The sequence below is a fragment of the Klebsiella sp. Sb-30 genome, from assembly GCF_057652795.1.
Map to the genome: position 1 here is coordinate 4,372,752 of NZ_CM172749.1, position 18,273 is coordinate 4,391,024.

Here is an 18,273-nt window from a genome sequence, read left to right on the forward strand (position 1 = left end):
TTATCGGCTCTGTTTCCTCAGCAGATAAATAAAGTACGGCGCGCCGATAAAGGTCGACAGCAGACCTGCGGGGATCTGATACGGGAACATCATCATTCGCCCGCACCAGTCGGCAAAGACCAGCAGCAACCCGCCGATCAACCCGGCCATCACCATCTGCGGCATCGTCCGGCGGAATCCCATCATGCGCGCAATATGCGGCGCCATCAGGCCAACAAAACTCAGCGGGCCGATAGTCAGCGTGGCGGCCGCCGTCAGGCCAGCGGCCAGCAGCAGCAGAGCGACCCGCGACGGCGTCAGCGCCATACCTACCGCGCGTGCGGCTTCACCACCCAGCGGCAGAATCGTCAGCCAGCGCCGACACAGCGGCACCAGAATCAGCAGCAGCACCATCGCCATCCCGCTCCGAACGACCATCTCCGGCGTGGCGCCGTAAGTCGAGCCGGAAATCCACGTCAGAATCTGCGCCATGCGCGGATCGCCGCTGGCCTGCAGCATCATCAACAGCATAGTGAAGGCGGTGCTGAGCGCCATCCCCGCCAGCAGCATCCGGTGCGGCGAGAAACCGCCGCGCCCGGCAGCCACCAGGATCACCAGCAGCGTCGCCGCCGCCCCCAGGCTACCGGCCGGCAGCAGCCAGCCGAAAGCGTTGCCGGGAACGAAAAACAGCATCAGGACAATACCAAAAGCTGCGCCGGAGCTGATGCCCAGCACTTCCGGGCTGGCCATCGGGTTACCGGTCAGGCGCTGGATAATACACCCCGCGACCGCCAGCATCACCCCGGCGAACAGCGCGGCGAACACCCGCGGCCAGCGCCACGGCATCAGTTGATCCAACAGCGTGCCGCTCGCCCAGTGCCAGCTCTGCGCATCCCGCCCAAAGGCCAGGGCGACGAGGAGCGCCAGCAGCAGGATCAGCAAACCGCCAAACGCAAATCCCCGTACGTTTTGCCGTTCCACCAGCACTTTATCGCCGGCATTCATCACCGGCGCACTGATGCTGCGCAAGCGCGGCAGCAGCCACAGCAGCAGCGGCGCGCCGATCAGCGCCGTCACGGAACCGGTGGACACTTCTCGCCATACCCGGGTCAGCCACAGAATGATCTGGTCTGACAGCCAGAGAATCAGCGCGCCAATCACCGCCGCCAGCAGCAGACGCGACAGCAGACGACGCGCGCCGAGCATTTTCGCCAGCAGCGGCGAAAACAGGCCGATAAAACCGATAATCCCCACCGCATTCACCAGCAACGCGCTGATAACGATCGCCAGCGTCAGCGTGGCCAGACGCGCCAGAGAGAGCGCCAGTCCGAGATTACGCGCCACGCCATCATCCAGCCCCATCAGCGTGAGGGGACGCAGCAGCAGCAACGTTAACATGAGGCCGCCGAGCAGCTGCGGCCACAGCCGTTGCACCACGCTCCAGTCGGTTTGCGTCAGCGTACCGGTGCTCCACAGGAACATACTTTGCAGCTGATCGTGATGGAAAATAACCATCAGCTGGTTCAGCGCCCCGCAGTACAGACTGACCACCAGACCGGCAAGAATCAGGGTTACCGGCGACAGCCGTTTTCCCCACGAGACGCCGAAAACCAGCGCCCCGACAAAACAGGCCCCCGCCAGCGCGGCGAATTGCGACGCCAGTACGCCGGGAATCGCCCACAGCGTCGTCACCGTCATCCCCAGCTGAGCGCCGGTCGCGACCCCGAGGGTGGTCGGTTCCGCCAGCGGGTTGCGCAGCACCTGCTGGAACAGCACGCCCACCAGTCCGAGCCCCGCGCCAACCAGCAGCGACACCGCCAGTCTCGGCAGCAGGCTGTAGTGGAACAACATCTGAGCGATATTGTCGATATCCGGCTGCCACAGCGCCTGGCGCCACTCGTGCTGCGGCAACGCCGCCTGGAGATTCAAGAAGCTGAGCGCAAATGCGGTCATCGCCAGCACCGTCAGCAGCAGTGCCGCCAGAGGAGACAGTCGCGATCTCATGCCTCACCTCCCTGGACATCCGCCAGCACGCGGGCAAAATGCATTGCCGACAGCGTCGCACCGTAGAACCAGACAGCCGGCACGCGCTGGAAGCGCCCTTCGCGGACAAACGGCATCGCCTGCCAGAGCGGCGTACTCATCAGTTGGCTCATTTCGGCACGATTACCGTGGTCGAAGCAGATAACATCGGTCTCTTTGTAGGCGGCCAGTCGATCGATTCCCACGCTGACGCTGCCCCAGAAGGCGGTTTCACCGCGCCAGGCATTTTTAATCCCCAGGCGATCGAGCACCTCCTGAAACAGGCAATTATTGCCGAAAACCAGGACATGGCGGGGATCGAGCAAGGTGATCATCAGCAGCGGACGATCGCCACGGCGGGCGAAACGCGGGCGCAGATTCTCCATCAGCGCGTCAAATTCCGCCAGATGGCGCTTCGCCGCCTGCTGCCGGCCAATCAACTCGGCCATCTCGTTGAGAGATTGCTGCGCCATCTGCAGCGGTCGTTTACCGTCGCTGAAGGTGAATCCCCGCCCCGGGGCAATGCGCGCCAGCTTCTCTGGCGACGGCCCATATCCGGCCGACCAGACGATAAACGACGGTTTCATCTGCGTCAGCAGCTCAAGATTCGGCTCCGTACGCAGCCCAACATCAATCACCGAGGAAGGCAGCGCCGGTTCATTCACCCACAGGTTATAGTTCGGGATATCGGCCACGCCGTAGGGCGTCACGCCAAGCGCCAGCAGGAGTTCTGCCGGCAGCCACTCCAGCGCCACAATACGCTGCGGATCGAAGCTTGCGGCCTGAGCGCCGCGCATCTGCCACAGCAGGGGCGACAGGGCCATCGCCGCCAGCAGACGGCGACGGGTAATGAAAGGGGTCTTTTCCATCAATAGACAAAGCTTACCGGCGCGCTACCCGCCGGATGCGGCAGAATACCCATCGGAATACCGTAAATTTGCTCCAGCGTTTCGCTGCGCATCAGCTGCGCGGGCGTGCCCTGAGCAATCATCTCCCCACCACGTAACGCGACCAGATAATCACAGTAACGGGCAGCCATGTTGATATCGTGCAGAACGGCGATCACCGTTAACCCGCGCTGTTGACTCAAACGATGCACCAGCGCCAGGACATCCACCTGATGGGCAATATCCAGCGCCGAGGTAGGTTCATCCAGCAATAAACAGCGGCTGTCCTGCGCCACCAGCATGGCAATCCACGCCCGCTGGCGCTCACCGCCTGACAGGCTGTCAACCAGCCGGTGCGCCAGCGGCTTAAGGCCGACCAACGCAATCGCCTCTTCAACTTTTTCCCGGTCGGCGGCACCGAAACGCCCCAGCGCGCCGTGCCACGGATAGCGGCCGATGGCCACCAGCTCGCGTACGGTCATCCCTTCCGCCGGCGGCAGCTGCTGCGGCAGATAGGCCACTTTACGGGCAAAGGCCTTGCTGCTCCAGCTGTCCAGAGGCTGCCCGTCCAGCAGCACATCGCCTTCCGACGGCGGCTGATGACGGCCGAGCATTTTCAGCAGTGTGGATTTGCCGGAGCCATTATGGCCAATCAGCCCCGTCACTTTTCCCGCCGGGAAAGTTAAGGAGAGAGGATGCAGCAGCGTACGGCCAGGTACGCGAAAGGTAACGCGATTCAACGAAAACGTGGTATCAGAGTGCGGAGAGTTTTCCTGCATAGCGGCGACCTGGTGAACGGCGCGGCGAACCGCGCCCGGTAAGTGATTAGAAGCGGAAGGTTCCGGTCGCAATAACCTGACGTCCTGCGCCCCAGTAGCACGCGTATTCGCTGTAGCAGCTGGATACGTACTCACGATCGAACAGGTTGTTCACGTTGATCCCCACAGACGATCCTGGCAGACCAAAACGCGCCAGATCGTATTTCACCGTGGCATCCATCAATGCATAGCCGGCCACGTTGAAGGAGTCGTTTTTCTTCCCGGTGTCGGTATCATTTTTGTAGTAGCTCACCGTCGAGCCGATATAACGCGCCCCGGCCCCGACCGTCAGACCGCTCAGCGCGCTCTCGTGGAAGGTATAATCCGCCCACAGCGACGCCATGTTGCGCGGAACTTCCGCCGGACGTTTGCCTTTGAATACGGTGTCTTCGGTGTACTCCGCATCGGTATAGCTATAGGCCGCCGTCAGGTTGATATTGGCATTGACCGCTGCTTTTGCTTCCAGCTCAAAGCCGCGTGAGCGAATTTCACCTGTTTGAATGCTATAAATTCCGTACGGATCGTTGGGATCCGCGGTCAGGTTTTTGTCTTTGGTCAGCTGATAGACTGCCGCGGTCACCACCACCGGCATATCTTTCGGGACGTATTTCACGCCCGCTTCATACTGCTCGCCGCGAGAAGGATCGAACGGCTTGCCTTCGCGGGAAGAGCCGGAAACCGGTTCGAAGGACTGGCTATAGCTGAAGTACGGAGAGATGCCGTTATCGAACAGATAGTTAATACCACCACGCCAGGTAAACTGCTGATCGTGGTTTTCCGCGAGATCGTTAGAAGAGCGCGTCAGAGTCGAAGCCATGGCGTAATCATAGCGGCCGCCCAGCGTCATTACCCATTTGTCCCACTCCATCTGGTCCTGAGCATACAGGCCGGTCTGCTCCATGCGGTTCAGCACCGCGTAGGGGAAGTTCACGTTGACGTTCGCATCACCGTATTGCGGATTGTTCATGCTGATTGAATCGGCAGAACCGTATTCCGCATTCACATCGTTACGCATGCGCGAATAATCAACGCCGGTCAGCAACGTATGGTTAACCGCGCCGGTGGCAAAATCAGACTGCAGCTGCGTATCAACGGTGAACGTATTGAGATGTTCATCAGAACGCACATAGGCGCGGTTGATTTGGCCCGGAGCCGAATAGCCGTTACCGTAAACGGAGCGATACAGCGTCTTCACGTCGGTATAGCGCAGGTTCTGACGCACCGTGAAGGTGTCATCGAACTGATGCGAGAAGCTGTAGCCGACCATCTGCTGACGGCGGGACATCTTGTTATCCGGCTCGCCTTCGTTGTAATCAGTCGGCAGCTTATGGGCGTTGCCGTTGGCGTCGTAATACGGCACCACGGTCCCTTCGCGAGGCAGCCAGCCGTAGTAACCGGCATACGGATCGTTCTGGAAGTTGCTCAGGAAAGTGAAGTCGGTTTTATCATCCGGACGCCAGCTGAAGGAGGGCGCGACCGCGTAGCGAGTCGATTTCGCCATCTGCTGCTGCGCATCCTGACTGCGGCCTAAACCGGTCAGTCGATACGACCATACGCCGTTATCATCGATGGCATCACTGAAGTCAAAACCGGTCTGCCACAGATTATCGGTACCCATTTTGAACTGAATTTCTTTCAGCGGTTCGGTCGTCGGACGCTTGCTCACCATACTGACGATGCCGCCAGGGTTGCTGTTGCCGTACAGTACCGATGTTGGCCCACGCATCACTTCCACACGTTCAAGGAAGTAAGGGTCCATCGACACTTCTGAATAGTTATTCCCCTGCAGCTTCATGCCGTCCAGATACTGGTTGGTATTGACCGTTGTGGAGGTCGTGAAGCCGCGAATGGTCACCACATCATAGGTGGTAGAGCTGCCGCGGGTGGAGAAGACGCTCGGCGTATAGGACAGCGCCTCTTTCACCGTCGTCGGCTGCTTCATGTCCATCTCGGCACGGGTGACGACGGAGACAGACTGCGGTGTTTTTTCAATCGGGGTATCGGTTTTGGTCGCAGTTGCCGAATGTTTCGCCGCGATCGTGGGCGACGGGCCCCAGGCACTCTCTTGCGCGGCAGGTGCCGCGATAACGGTGATGGTTTCTTCTTGTTTCGGTTCAACTGCTGCCTGCGCATAGACAGACATGCCGCTAACCGCCGTGGCTACTACGACTGCGATTTTACGCAGCGAGTGATTTGGCTGAGCAGTTTTTGGACGCGCCATGGGTATATCTCTGATGAAAGTGAATGATAACGTAAACGAGAATTATTATTATGACCGTTGACATAATAGGCGAAACGCAGAATACAAGGCAAGTGGTATGCCCCGCGCTGAAGACTGAAGGATGAAATAATAACCAGGCAGTTATTGTGGGGTTAAGTGACTGTTAAGTAATGTGCAGAAATAAAAAAGCCCTCTGATACATTTGTATCAGAGGGCCTGGTGACGACGATCAGTTACCGCCGAACATATCCTTAATCCAGCCTGCTACGCCATCGCTCTTTTCCTGCTTCGCGGGCTGTTGCTGTTGCTGCTGTTGTTGCGCCGGCTGCTGCTGTCCGGACTGATTGAACGGATTGTTCTGCTGCTGCTGCTCCAGCTGCTGCTGTTGCATCTGCTCGCCCTGGCGACACAGCGCATCCGGCGTGGTTGTCCAGACCGGAAGCGAACGCATCCCCCCGCTACACACGAAGTTGCCATTGCTGTCCACGCCCATATCCACCACGTCTTCCGGTGCCGTCAACACCAGCGGCGTCGGCGTCTGGTTAGCCAGATAGCGCTGGTAAATAGACATGGCGCCGCTGGCACCGTAGAGTTTCGTCGGCTGGTTGTTATCGCGACCCACCCAGGTAATGGTCACCTGACCGCCGTCAATACCGGCAAACCAGGTATCGACGTTATTGTTGGTGGTCCCGGTTTTCCCTGCCAGATGCAGGCCCGGATACTTCGCGCCAAGCTGACGGCCGGTACCGCGCTGCACAACCTGCTGCATGGTCCACAGCGTCATGTACGCCGCCTGCGCCGGCACCGCACGCTCTGCCTGCGGATAGCTCTGATACAGCACGGTACCATCTTCGGCGATGACCGAACGCAGCGCCGAAAGCGTCGCGCGGTTACCGCCGCTGGCGATGGTCTGGAACGCCTGCGCGACTTCGATCGGCGTCAGGTTCAACGCCCCGAGAATCATCGCCGGTACCGGGTGCAGCTGATCTTTCGGCACGCCCAGTTTGACCCAGGTGTCGGTTATCGCCGGCAGGCCCAGCGCCATCCCGAGGTTAACGGTCGGCACGTTCATCGAGCGCGTCAACGCATCCACCAGCATCACCTGACCACTAAAGCGACGATCGTCGTTCTGCGGGGACCAGGTCTGACCGTTTGGCAGACGGATGGAGATCGGTGCATCGGCAATCGAGGTGTTCAGGCGATACTGGTTCGGCAAGCTCAGCGCCGTCAGATAGGTCGCTGGCTTCGCCAGAGAACCGATTGAACGGCGGGCCTGCATCGCGCGGTTGTAACCGGCAAACTGCGGTTCCGCACCGCCGACCATCGCCCGCACTTCGCCCGTAAAGCGGTCAACGACCACCATCGCGGTTTCCAGATCCGGCAGCTTACGCTGTTTCTTCAAGGCCGGAATGCCGTCGGTCGCCGCTTTTTCTGCCGCATCCTGCGCAACGGAGTCAAAGGTAGTAAAGATCTTCACGCCGGAGAGATCTTTCACCTTATCGCCCAGTTTCGCCTGCAGCTCCTGACGAACCATCTGCATAAATGCCGGCTGTGGAGAGATCACGCCGCCGCGCGGCTGCACGCCCAGCGGACGCGCGCTCAGCATGTCATACAGCTCCTGATCGATCACGTTCTGCTGCTGCAGCAGACGCAGCACCAGGTTGCGTCGTTCCAGCGCCAGCTTCGGATTACGCCACGGGTTGTAAATCGATGCCCCTTTCACCATCCCGACCAGCAGCGCCTGCTGGTCGAGGCTGAGTTCTTCGACCGGGCGGCCAAAGTAATAGAGGCTCGCCAGCGGGAAGCCGCGAATTTCGTTGTCGCCGCTCTGACCGAGGTATACCTCGTTCATATACAGCTCAAGGATACGATCCTTGCTGTAACGCGCATCAACGATCAGCGCCATATAGGCTTCGTTCGCTTTACGCCAGTAAGAACGCTCGCTGGAAAGGAACAGGTTTTTCACCAGCTGCTGGGTCAGCGTACTGGCCCCTTGCACCGTGCGCCCGGCCGTCAGGTTCGCCAGCACCGCACGACCAATCGAGTACAGGCTGATCCCGTCGTGTTCATAGAAGTGACGGTCTTCGGTCGCCAGCAGCGTATCCACCAGCAGGTCCGGGAAACCGCTGCGCTTGACAAACAGACGCTGTTCGCCATTTGCCGACTGCAGCATCGTGATCAGCCGCGGATCGAGACGGAAGAAGCCGAACTGGCGGTTGTTCTCCATATTCTCAATCGTTTCCAGATGATCGCCGTCAAAGGTCAGGCGTGCACGCACCTGCCCTTCTTTACTATCAGGGAAATCAAACGGACGACGGATCATCTCAATGCTGTTGGCCTGCACGGTGTACTCGCCCGGACGCGTCATCGCGCTGACCTGGCGGTACTGCGTGGCATTCAGCAGACGCACCATCTCATTTTTGCTGATCTGCATATCCGGTTCGAGGTTAACCATCCGGCCATAGACCGCCGCCGGAAGCTCCCAGACTTTGCCGTCGATACGGCTACGGATTTTCTGATCGAGGTAGACACCGTAAGCGGCAACCAGCACCGCGACCACGATCCCTAGCTTGAACAGTAGCCATAGCCAGGTACGTTTACGGCGAGGCTTGTTACCTTTGCCTTTTGCTTTCTTCGGCATCGGCTCTTGATCCTCATAATCATCATCGTCGTAATCATCGTCGTAGTCCTCATCCCGGACCCGACGACGAGTCACTTTTTGTTTTGCCGGACGCGAGGGCTTTCCCTTACGTCCGATAGGCTCGCGGTCATCTCCCGCCATGCTTTTTCTCCGCAACTTTCAGGCGTAAAAGCCTGATTCTCAATACTTCCTCTTGAAAGAGGAAGAAGATATCTCTCAAATTCACGCCCGGAGGTCTCAACCCGCAGGCCACGACCTCGGTATCACAGCACTTCGCGTCTCAGGGCGCGGTCATGATGTATGTTTATGTACTCCTGGAGAATTCATAATATAAATCATCATGTTATACGCATCGCCTGACGAGAATTTTGGGACATAGCACAAATAGTCCAGGTGACACAGGATAGCACTAAACCGGGACAGGCTTAACCAGCATTTTACTCCCTCACGACGTAACAAAAGCGAAAATATTATGTTTTTTAATAACATAAAAAATATTCTCCGCCGTTCATCGTCTCAGCAGTCTGTCTGAGGACCTCTGCCACGATAAAAAACAAAAACCTCAGCGCGGATTGAATATTATATTCTGAGTGTGACAAGAAATATTCTGGCAAGAAGTAAAGAGAAACATTAAGCCATTTGACGATAAAAACGGGAGCGCCTTAACAAATATCTATAATAATATTTCCTGATGACAGCATGAAAATATTTGTTAAACTGTCCTTCAGTTAACCCGATCCCTTTAATATATTATGCGAACTTCCGTTATATTTCCGCTGCTCATGATTGCCGTTCTCGCGGGTTGCCAGCAGAACCGTTCGTCTACGCTCAGCCCCGCCATCAGCAACGAAGCGCAGCTGGAACAGCTCTCTTCCGTGGCCGCCGGCGCGCGTTATCTGAAAAATAAATGCAGCCGTAGCGATCTTCCTTCCGATGACGCTATCGACCGCGCGGCATGGAATGTTGGCAAAAAGAGAGGATGGAGTAATATTGATTACGCCACGCTCAACCAGCGCAGCACGCAAATGTATCAGCAACTGCAGCAGGACAGTACGCCGGAAACCACCAAATGCAGCCAGTTTAATCGCCAGCTGGCGCCCTTTATTGATAGTTTACGCAGTCAATAAAATGACGAAATAGCCCTGTTGTTTATTATTTCGCACCGCTTTATTCCCCTTGAGGGCTATCTTCAATAATGCCTCCCGGCCAGTCGTCGAGAGCCGCAAGGGTAAATGTCTTACCGTTAAAACTGAATAGCGTGACATCCTGCTGAATTTGCTCAATCACCAGATTCGGCAGCGGCGACTCCCCCTCTTTCCAGGACTGACCATTTAACACGATGCTGCGTTTCTCCGCCGAGGACGCGTAGACATGCGCGCTATAGCGCAGCGCCGGCAGATTATCGTCATCGACGATAGCCTCGGGTTTCGCTTTCTCAGGTTCCGGGGCGGCGACCGGCTTAACCTTTTTTTGCGCCGAGGAAGCCATTGGCACCAGTGCCGCATGCGCCGCCGGCACAACCAATGCTGATGTTACAGGGGGATTGCGCCACTGCTCGCCCGCAAACCAGCCGAGGGCAATCAGCAGCGCGGCATAGACTGGCACAATCGGATACGGCACCTGCACCATGCGTCCAACCACCACCGGCGGTTCGCCCTCATGCGCAATTGACGCGGGCAAACGGCACGCTTTGTCATCAGAAACGATCACGCTCTCTCCTTTCCCCATAAAACAATAGCCCGGCAATGTCTGCCGGGCTATCAGGCCCCCTTCTCAGGGAGCGGCAAAAGCCCCGGCGTTACTTACTGCTCACCGGCAGCCCCGTCCCCTGGGCATCGCCCTGAGGTTTTTCCAGTACCGCCACGGACCAGGCTGGCAGGGTAATCGCGCCATTGGCCGCAATCTCCACGCCGCTCGCCAGCGATCCGTCACCGGCAGCCTGCTGGATGGTGCTCAGCTGCAGATTGTCGCCGATGAAATCATTGAGGGTCCGGCTCTCGGATGCGGCGTTGATCGCCACCACCAGCCCATCAACCCGGCTATCGAGACTCGCCCCTGCCTGCACGCCATCATCGATGGTCATGAGCAGCAGACCGGCCTGCTGATCTGGCCCGGTATTACGGAAATCCACGCGCTTCATCACCGCGCTGCCGTCGCCTAAGGTGAACAGCGGGGAGGATTTACGCAGCCCGGTCAGCTCCTGGTAGAATGCGGTCATCTGCTTCAGCTCCGCTTCGCCAGGCGTGGCAACCATCTCTTTAACGCGAGAAATCACCTCATAGTTGCTGCCGTCATCGCTGATGCGCGGCATCCCGACATTAAAGTTATTGTCCTGCATGGCATAGTCCACGCGGTTAAACCAGTCGCCGGAGTCATAGGAGTCGCGGGTAAAGGATTTCGAGCGCAGCAGTTCAGAACCCTGCTGGTCGAAAGCAATCCCCTGCCCCAGCATCACCGTCGCCAGCGACACCGCCTGCATCCGCACGCGCGTATTCAGGTCAGCCTGCTGCGCGGCTTTGTAGGTAATCATGTCCCACAGCGTCTGGTTGTCGTGCTTCGAAACATAGTTGACGACTTCCGTCGGGTCAGCGGCATAGCCGCCAGGTGCGCCGTTATAGTCAATTTCGCTGCCTTTCTTCACCGCGCCGTCTTTATCGATCAGGATAAAATCGGCAAGGTTACCGGCCATCCCCAGACGAGTCAGGTCGGCCAGGTGATGAACCTGGTCATCGTTCAGACGGGTCAGCTCGTTGGGCAACACGCCCGCGCCGCTGCCAACCCCCTGGTTTTCACGCAGCGCATCGCCGGAATCGAACGGGCCGCCGCCGCGGACGGCGTCGCGCAGACGATCGGAGAACGTACCGATGCCGGTGCCTTTCAGGTTGATCTGCGAGGCAATTTCAAAGCGATCGCTCTGGTTAGAGTCCCAGCCTTCGCCGAAGAAGTAGATATCCGGGTTCAGGGCCTTAATGCGATCCCACGCCGAAAGAATTTGCGCTTTCGGGTGATAGCCCATCAGGTCGAAGCGGAAACCATCGATTTTATAATCCGTGGTCCACACCGCCAGCGAATCGGCAATAAGCTTCGCAAACATCCGATGCTCAGGCGCTGAATCCGAACAACAGGTGGCTGACTCAACGCTGCCGGTGCTTTCATTCAGACGCTGATAGTACCAGGGCACTATTTTATCCAGCACCGACGTACGGTCAGTTGGTCCGGCGGCATTAGTATGGTTGTACACGACATCCATAATGACGTTCATGCCCAGATCCTGCTTGATCGTCTGAATCATGGTGCGAAACTCTTTGATGCGCGTCGTCCCTTCCGGATTGGTCGCGTACGAACCTTCCGGCACCGTATAGTGGAACGGATCGTAACCCCAGTTATAGGAGTCGGTCTGCGCCACCAGGGTGTTCAGCGCCTGAACCTGCGGATTGTCCTGGCTATCGCCCTGCTTCAGCTGATTGAGCACCTCTTCAACGGTGGAGCCGCTGGAGCAATACCCGGCAAATTCGCTGCTCTTCACCGCGCTGTTAACGTCGCACAGGTGGCTGAACGACTGCTGGATATCAGCGACTTTATCGCTGAACTCGTTGACCGTTGCCAGATCGAAGACCGGCAGCAGCTCAACGTGCGTGACGCCTGAAGCGGAGAGCTTCTTCAGATGCTGCACCATATTGCTGTCGCCGGCGGTCAGCGCAAGGTATTTACCGCGCAGTTCGGCCGGAACGGTCTGATCCCAGGCGGAGAGATCGCGAATGTGCGATTCATGAATCGTCATTTTCGCCAGATCGGCTTTGGTTTTCTGAGCATGCGGCATTGTCAGACTATCCCAGCCTTCTGGCTTAAGATCGCTGTCGTTGAGGTCAACGACCTGACTGTATTCCGAGTTAGTGGATAAGCTATGGGAGTACGGGTCAGTCACTTCATACTGTTCAACCTGGCGCGACTGCGGATGGTAAACCGTCAGCGCGTAGCGATAGAACGCCCCTTTCAGGTCGCTACCGCCCTGCCATGTCCAGGAACCCGATGCGCTGTCACGGGTCATCGGATGGCTGGCCACCACTTTTTTATCCGCGCTGTAGAGCACCAGATCGACCTGCTGCGCGGTGGGCGCCCACAGACGGAAATTGACCCCGCCGTCGCTCATCTGAGCCCCGTAATTCAGCGCTTCCGCCGCCGGCGCATAGGTATCATCCAGTACGCCCGCCGTCTGTACCTGGGTGGCGGAAATCAGGATCCCGTCCTCTGCGGCGGCAATGGCTACCGTTTCTCCCTGCAGCAACTCATCCGTTTTGGCATCATCCGGCAGTTTAAACGCCGCATAGCCTGAAAGCTGCGGGAAACGCATGCTGACCTGCTGGCTGATGGTGGTTGGCGTCAGCTTCAGGTAACGGTCGGTAAATTTTCCTTCGCTATCGGCCGCCACTTTGCTGCTGTGGCTGTAGTACAACCGGACGATGGGCTTGTCTTCGCCAGCCGGCCACAGCAGCGTCGTTTTATCAACCCAGTGCGCTTCGGCAAGCGCCACGCCGAAAGCGGCGCGGAAGGCGTCAGCGCGAGAGTCATAGATCGCGCTGTTACCCGCGATCACCGATACCGTGCGATCGGTGAAGTCGCCAAAGGACACGCGCAGGTCGCTGTCGATCAACTTGTTGGTGCCATCTCTGACGATGACGTTGATACAACCGCTCTCTTTATTCAGTGGAATGACCCAGTACGGGCCGTATTTATCGCTACCGGCCGGCGTCGTGCTGACGTCATTCCAGTCGGCTACCGGCGCGCTTAAAGCATCGCAGGTTTCATTATTCCAGAGATACAGGTTCTTACTGCTGTAATCCGCCGGGCTGGTACCGGTGATCCCGGCAATATCGACCAGATGGATGACGGCCTGATTCGCCGTCGCCATCACGGCCTCACCAGGAACCGCCACATCGGGTAAACGAACAACGACATCCTGGTTATCAGGATTGCCAGGGTTATCAGGTGAACCAGAGGAAGAAGATGAAGAACTATTATCGCAGCCGCTAAGTAAAATCAACGAGCCAAGGAATAGGGCATTACAGGTATATCTGAGCATTCGATAGTCCCTAATATGCTTAATAATTTATGAAAGGTAAGAAAAGATGTTTATCTGTAAAGCGTCGCAATTAGATATTTTTGTTTTCTCCGGTTCAATCATCCATTAACAATTAATGGGGGGGCGTAGGTGGCCGGGGGAGTAAAAATAAAAAGGGAATGACGACCCGGATCGCGAAACTCATTATGATTCGCGACGACAAATCCGGTTTCTCGCAATAAAAGCTCGCAATATAAAAAAACCACCCACCAATATAGGTAGGGGTACTGTATCGCCTCGAGGGAAATAAAATGAGCAACGGAATAAAAAGATATATTTCTGTGATGCAGTTAACACTAATAAATAAAAAATACATGCATTACGCACCGCATATTGCCATGCTCGTCACCTTATTACTGATTGGCCAACAGCTGGCAAAATTAAGCTGGCGAATGATACTCCCTGCTTCCTCTCCAGGTATTGAGATGAATGACGCGCCGGAGATCGCCGCGCTCATCCCGGCACCAAAAGCTGAATTACCGGTATTCACACTGTTCGGTCGCGCAGAAAAAAAACCGCCGTCATCAGCACATGACGGCAGCCTCGAACAGGCCCCGATCTCTTCCCTTAAGCTGCGGATTACCGGCCTGCTCGCCAGCAGCGACGCGGGCCGCTCGATTGTCATCATGGTAAAAGGAAATCAACAGGTTAGTCTGATGACCGGCGACAGTACACCGGGTAATGAAGCCCGGATTATCGCCATTCTGCGCGATCGCATTATTGTCAGCTACCGGGGCAGAAATGAAGCAATTTTACTCGCGGATGACCCCACGGCGAAAACCGCTGGCGCCCCTGGCACCGCGCTTAATTCATCACTCAGCCAGATTCGCCAGCAGCCGCAAAATATTCTTAATTACCTCAATATTTCCCCGGTCATGGTCAATCAACAGCTCAGCGGATATCGGCTTAATCCCGGCAAAGACCCCACGCTTTTCCGTGAATCTGGTTTACATGAAAACGATCTGGCGGTCGCTTTAAACGGACTTGATCTTCGCGATCGGCAACAGGCTCAGCAGGCATTAAAACAGCTCCCGGAGCTCAGTGAAATAACCCTAACCGTCGAACGCGAAGGCCAGCGACAAGATATCTATTTAGCATTGAGGGATGAATAATTGGCAAAGACAACGATTTTCCGCCTGATTTTCACCACTCTGATGATATTCAGCTCGCTGTTATTCAGGCCGCTGCACGCGGAAGAATTCTCCGCCAGCTTTAAGGGAACCGACATTCAGGAATTTATTAATACCGTGAGTAAAAACCTGAATAAAACGGTCATCATTGACCCCAGCGTACGCGGCACCATTACCGTCCGTAGTTACGATATGCTCAACGAAGAGCAATATTATCAGTTTTTCCTCAGCGTACTGGATGTCTATGGTTTTGCCGTTATCAATATGAATAACGGCGTGCTCAAAGTGGTACGTTCGAAAGATGCCAAAACCGCCGCGGTCCCGGTCGCCAGCGATGCCGCCCCTGGCGAAGGGGATGAAGTCGTGACCCGCGTGGTTCCGCTGACCAACGTGGCCGCCCGCGATCTGGCGCCGCTGCTGCGCCAGCTCAACGATAACGCCGGGGCGGGCAGCGTGGTGCACTACGAGCCGTCCAACGTGCTGCTGATGACCGGGCGCGCAGCGGTGATCAAACGTCTGCTGACCATTGTCGAACGCGTCGATAACGCGGGCGATCGCAGCGTAGTCACGCTTCCGCTCTCCTGGGCCTCCGCCGCCGACGTCGTCAAGCTGGTCACCGAGTTAAACAAAGACACCAGTAAATCTGCGCTTCCCGGTTCGATGGTCGCGAACGTGGTCGCCGACGAGCGTACCAATTCGGTACTGGTGAGCGGCGAGCCGAATTCACGGCAGCGAATTATCACCATGATTAAACAGCTCGACCGCCAACAGGCGGTACAGGGCAACACCAAAGTTATCTACCTCAAGTACGCCAAAGCCGCCGATCTGGTGGAGGTGTTAACCGGCATCAGCAGCACCCTGCAGAGCGACAAGCAGAACGCGAAACCGGTGGCCGCGCTGGATAAAAATATCATTATCAAGGCCCACGGCCAGACCAACGCCCTGATTGTCACCGCCGCGCCGGACGTGATGAACGATCTTGAGCGAGTGATCGCCCAGCTGGATATACGCCGTCCGCAGGTGCTGGTGGAAGCAATCATTGCCGAAGTTCAGGACGCCGACGGCCTCAACCTCGGCGTCCAGTGGGCCAACAAAAATGCCGGGATGACCCAGTTCAACAACAGCGGTCTGCCGATGTCGACGGTGATTGCCGGCGCCAATCAATACAACAAAGACGGCACGGTCACCACTTCGCTTGCCAGCGCGTTAAGCTCGTTTAACGGCATCGCCGCCGGGTTTTACCAGGGCAACTGGGCGATGCTGCTGACCGCGCTCTCCAGCAGCAGCAAAAACGATATTCTCGCCACCCCCAGCATTGTCACTCTCGACAACATGGAAGCCACCTTTAACGTCGGCCAGGAAGTCCCGGTGCTCAGCGGTTCGCAAACCACCTCCGGGGATAACATCTTCAACACCGTTGAACGTAAAACCGTCGGTATCAAGCTCAAGGTCAAACCGCAGATCAACGAAGGCGATTCGGTGCTGCTGGAGATCGAACAGGAGGTCTCCAGCGTCGCCGACTCCGCCTCCAGCACCAGCGCTGATTTAGGGGCCACCTTCAACACCCGCACGGTGAATAATGCGGTGCTGGTGGGCAGCGGCGAAACGGTGGTGGTCGGTGGACTGCTGGACAAAAGCGTCACCGATACCGCGGATAAAGTGCCTCTGCTCGGGGATATTCCGGTTATCGGCGCCCTTTTCCGCTCCAGCAGTAAGAAAGTCTCCAAACGGAACCTGATGCTGTTTATCCGCCCGACCATCATCCGCGATCGCGATAGCTACCGTCAGGCCTCTTCGGGCCAGTACAACGCTTTTAACGAAGCCCAGACTAAACAGCGCGGCAAAGAGAACAACGAGGCGTTGCTGAGTGACGATCGGCTGCATATCTACCCGCAGCAGGACACCGTGGCTTTTCGCCAGATAAGCGCCGCCATCGATGCCTTCAACCTCGGAGGCAAACTATGACGCCAGCAACCGAGGCTCGCCCGCTGCTGCCCTTTGTCTACGCCCGCGCCCACAATATCGTGCTGCTCAGCGATGGCGCGACGTCTCTGGTCCGCTGCCTGCGCAGCACGTCCGCTCAGGCGTTGCTGGAGGCGCGGCGGGTCGCGGATGGCCCGATCGCCGTTGAACATCTCTCCGCTGAAGAGTTTGAAAAGCTGTTGCTGCTGAGCTACCAGCGGGACTCAGCAGAAGCCCGGCGCATGATGGCCGATATCGGTAACGAGCTGGATTTATACACCCTGGCCGAAGAGCTGCCGGACACCGACGACCTGCTGGACAGCGAGGACGATGCGCCAATCATTCGCCTGATTAACGCCATGCTCACCGAGGCCATCAAAGAAAAAGCCTCTGATATTCATATCGAAACCTACGAACGCCATCTGCAAATTCGCTTTCGGGTGGATGGCGTCCTGCGCGAAATCCTGCGCCCACAGCGCCGTCTCGCCGCCCTGCTGATCTCACGCATTAAGGTCATGGCAAGCCTCGACATCGCGGAGAAACGCATTCCGCAGGACGGGCGCATGGCGCTGCGCATTGGCGGGCGCGCCGTCGATGTTCGCGTCTCAACGCTGCCTTCCAGCTACGGCGAACGCGTGGTGTTGCGTCTGCTGGACAAAAACAGCGTCAACCTCGATCTGCTCACTCTGGGGATGCCGCCCGCGCTGTTGCAGCAGGTCGACGATCTGATGGCTCGTCCGCACGGCATTATTCTGGTTACCGGCCCCACCGGGTCAGGAAAAAGTACCACCCTGTACGCCGCCCTTAGCCGGCTCGACGCCCGGGAGCGCAATATCATGACCATTGAGGACCCGGTCGAATATGAGCTGGAGGGTATCGGCCAGACCCAGGTCAACGCCAAAGTGGAGATGACCTTTGCCCGCGGGCTGCGCGCGATTTTGCGCCAGGATCCGGACGTGGTGCTGGTGGGGGAAATTCGCGATGGCGAGACGGCGCAGATCGCCGTGCAGGCCTCGCTGACCGGACATCTGGTGCTCTCCACGCTCCATACCAACAGCGCGCTGGGGGCCATTTCACGTCTGCAGGATATGGGCGTCGAGCCGTTTTTGCTCTCCACTTCGCTGCTGGCCGTCATGTCACAGCGTCTGGTGCGCCGCCTTTGCCCGCACTGCCGCCAGTCGCAGCCGGCCGATGCGCACACCGCCGGCCAAATGGCCATCGCCCGCGGAACGCCGCTGTGGCGGGCGGTCGGCTGCGTAGAGTGTAGTTTTACCGGTTATCGCGGACGCACCGGGATCCATGAACTGCTGCGGATTGACGATCGGGTGCGCATGGCCATCCACCGGGGAGAAAATGAATTAACGCTGATTCAGCAGCTGGGGTCGGACTACACCACTCTACGGGATGCCGGGCGGGAAAAGGTGCTGGCCGGAATCACCAGTTGGCAAGAGGTGGTCAGAGTGACCGAACAGCGCGCGGGAGAAGCAGACTAAA

11 protein-coding genes are annotated in these 18,273 nt (G+C 57.5%); 4 read left to right on the forward strand and 7 right to left on the reverse strand.

Going from position 1 to position 18,273, the window contains the following annotated elements; translation table 11 throughout:
• The 5 genes from fhuB to mrcB all read right to left on the reverse strand — a co-directional run bounded on the left by fhuB (nucleotide 1) and on the right by mrcB (nucleotide 8,709).
• Nucleotides 1–1,983 (reverse strand): Fe(3+)-hydroxamate ABC transporter permease FhuB, encoded by a 1,983-nt coding sequence (fhuB, locus tag AC236I_RS20510; RefSeq protein ID WP_086817248.1) that lies wholly within the window; start codon nucleotides 1,981–1,983, stop codon nucleotides 1–3.
• Nucleotides 1,980–2,870, reverse strand: a complete 891-nt coding sequence (gene fhuD / locus AC236I_RS20515) for a Fe(3+)-hydroxamate ABC transporter substrate-binding protein FhuD (protein WP_004858076.1) — start codon at nucleotides 2,868–2,870, stop codon at nucleotides 1,980–1,982. The genes fhuB and fhuD overlap by 4 nt, the downstream gene beginning before the upstream one ends.
• Nucleotides 2,870–3,667, reverse strand: a complete 798-nt coding sequence (gene fhuC, locus AC236I_RS20520) for a Fe3+-hydroxamate ABC transporter ATP-binding protein FhuC (protein ID WP_004858074.1) — start codon at nucleotides 3,665–3,667, stop codon at nucleotides 2,870–2,872. Before fhuC ends, fhuD begins: the two co-directional genes overlap by 1 nt.
• Nucleotides 3,668–3,713: 46 nt before the next feature.
• On the reverse strand, nucleotides 3,714–5,927 hold the full coding sequence (gene fhuA / locus AC236I_RS20525; RefSeq protein ID WP_069476235.1) for a ferrichrome porin FhuA: 2,214 nt from the start codon (nucleotides 5,925–5,927) through the stop codon (nucleotides 3,714–3,716).
• Nucleotides 5,928–6,156: 229 nt separating this feature from the next.
• On the reverse strand, nucleotides 6,157–8,709 hold the full coding sequence (gene mrcB / locus AC236I_RS20530) for a bifunctional glycosyl transferase/transpeptidase (protein ID WP_004858069.1): 2,553 nt from the start codon (nucleotides 8,707–8,709) through the stop codon (nucleotides 6,157–6,159).
• Between the two features lie 611 nt (nucleotides 8,710–9,320).
• Between mrcB and gspS the strand changes: the two genes are divergently transcribed.
• Complete coding sequence (gene gspS, locus AC236I_RS20535) at nucleotides 9,321–9,695, forward strand: type II secretion system pilot lipoprotein GspS (RefSeq protein WP_032716589.1); 375 nt, start codon at nucleotides 9,321–9,323, stop codon at nucleotides 9,693–9,695.
• 40 nt (nucleotides 9,696–9,735) lie between these two features.
• Here the strand turns inward: gspS and gspB are convergent, their stop codons facing one another.
• On the reverse strand, nucleotides 9,736–10,278 hold the full coding sequence (gene gspB, locus AC236I_RS20540; protein ID WP_015585115.1) for a type II secretion system assembly factor GspB: 543 nt from the start codon (nucleotides 10,276–10,278) through the stop codon (nucleotides 9,736–9,738).
• An 88-nt stretch (nucleotides 10,279–10,366) separates the two neighbouring features.
• Entirely contained in the window at nucleotides 10,367–13,648 is a 3,282-nt protein-coding gene (pulA, locus tag AC236I_RS20545; RefSeq protein ID WP_183114392.1) for a pullulanase-type alpha-1,6-glucosidase, read from the reverse strand.
• Nucleotides 13,649–13,938: 290 nt separating this feature from the next.
• Between pulA and gspC the strand changes: the two genes are divergently transcribed.
• Genes gspC through gspE form a run of 3 tightly spaced genes read left to right on the forward strand, consistent with a single transcriptional unit; the run spans nucleotide 13,939 to nucleotide 18,272 of the window.
• Nucleotides 13,939–14,799, forward strand: coding sequence for a type II secretion system protein GspC (gene gspC, locus AC236I_RS20550; protein ID WP_487608624.1), 861 nt, complete (start codon nucleotides 13,939–13,941; stop codon nucleotides 14,797–14,799).
• Between the two features lie 42 nt (nucleotides 14,800–14,841).
• On the forward strand, nucleotides 14,842–16,782 hold the full coding sequence (gene pulD, locus AC236I_RS20555) for a GspD family T2SS secretin variant PulD (RefSeq protein WP_487608835.1): 1,941 nt from the start codon (nucleotides 14,842–14,844) through the stop codon (nucleotides 16,780–16,782).
• Nucleotides 16,779–18,272 carry a type II secretion system ATPase GspE gene (gene gspE / locus AC236I_RS20560; RefSeq protein WP_004858054.1) on the forward strand — a complete coding sequence of 498 codons (1,494 nt, stop codon included), beginning with the start codon at nucleotides 16,779–16,781 and terminating at the stop codon, nucleotides 18,270–18,272. The genes pulD and gspE overlap by 4 nt, the downstream gene beginning before the upstream one ends.
• Nucleotide 18,273: the final 1 nt, after the last annotated feature.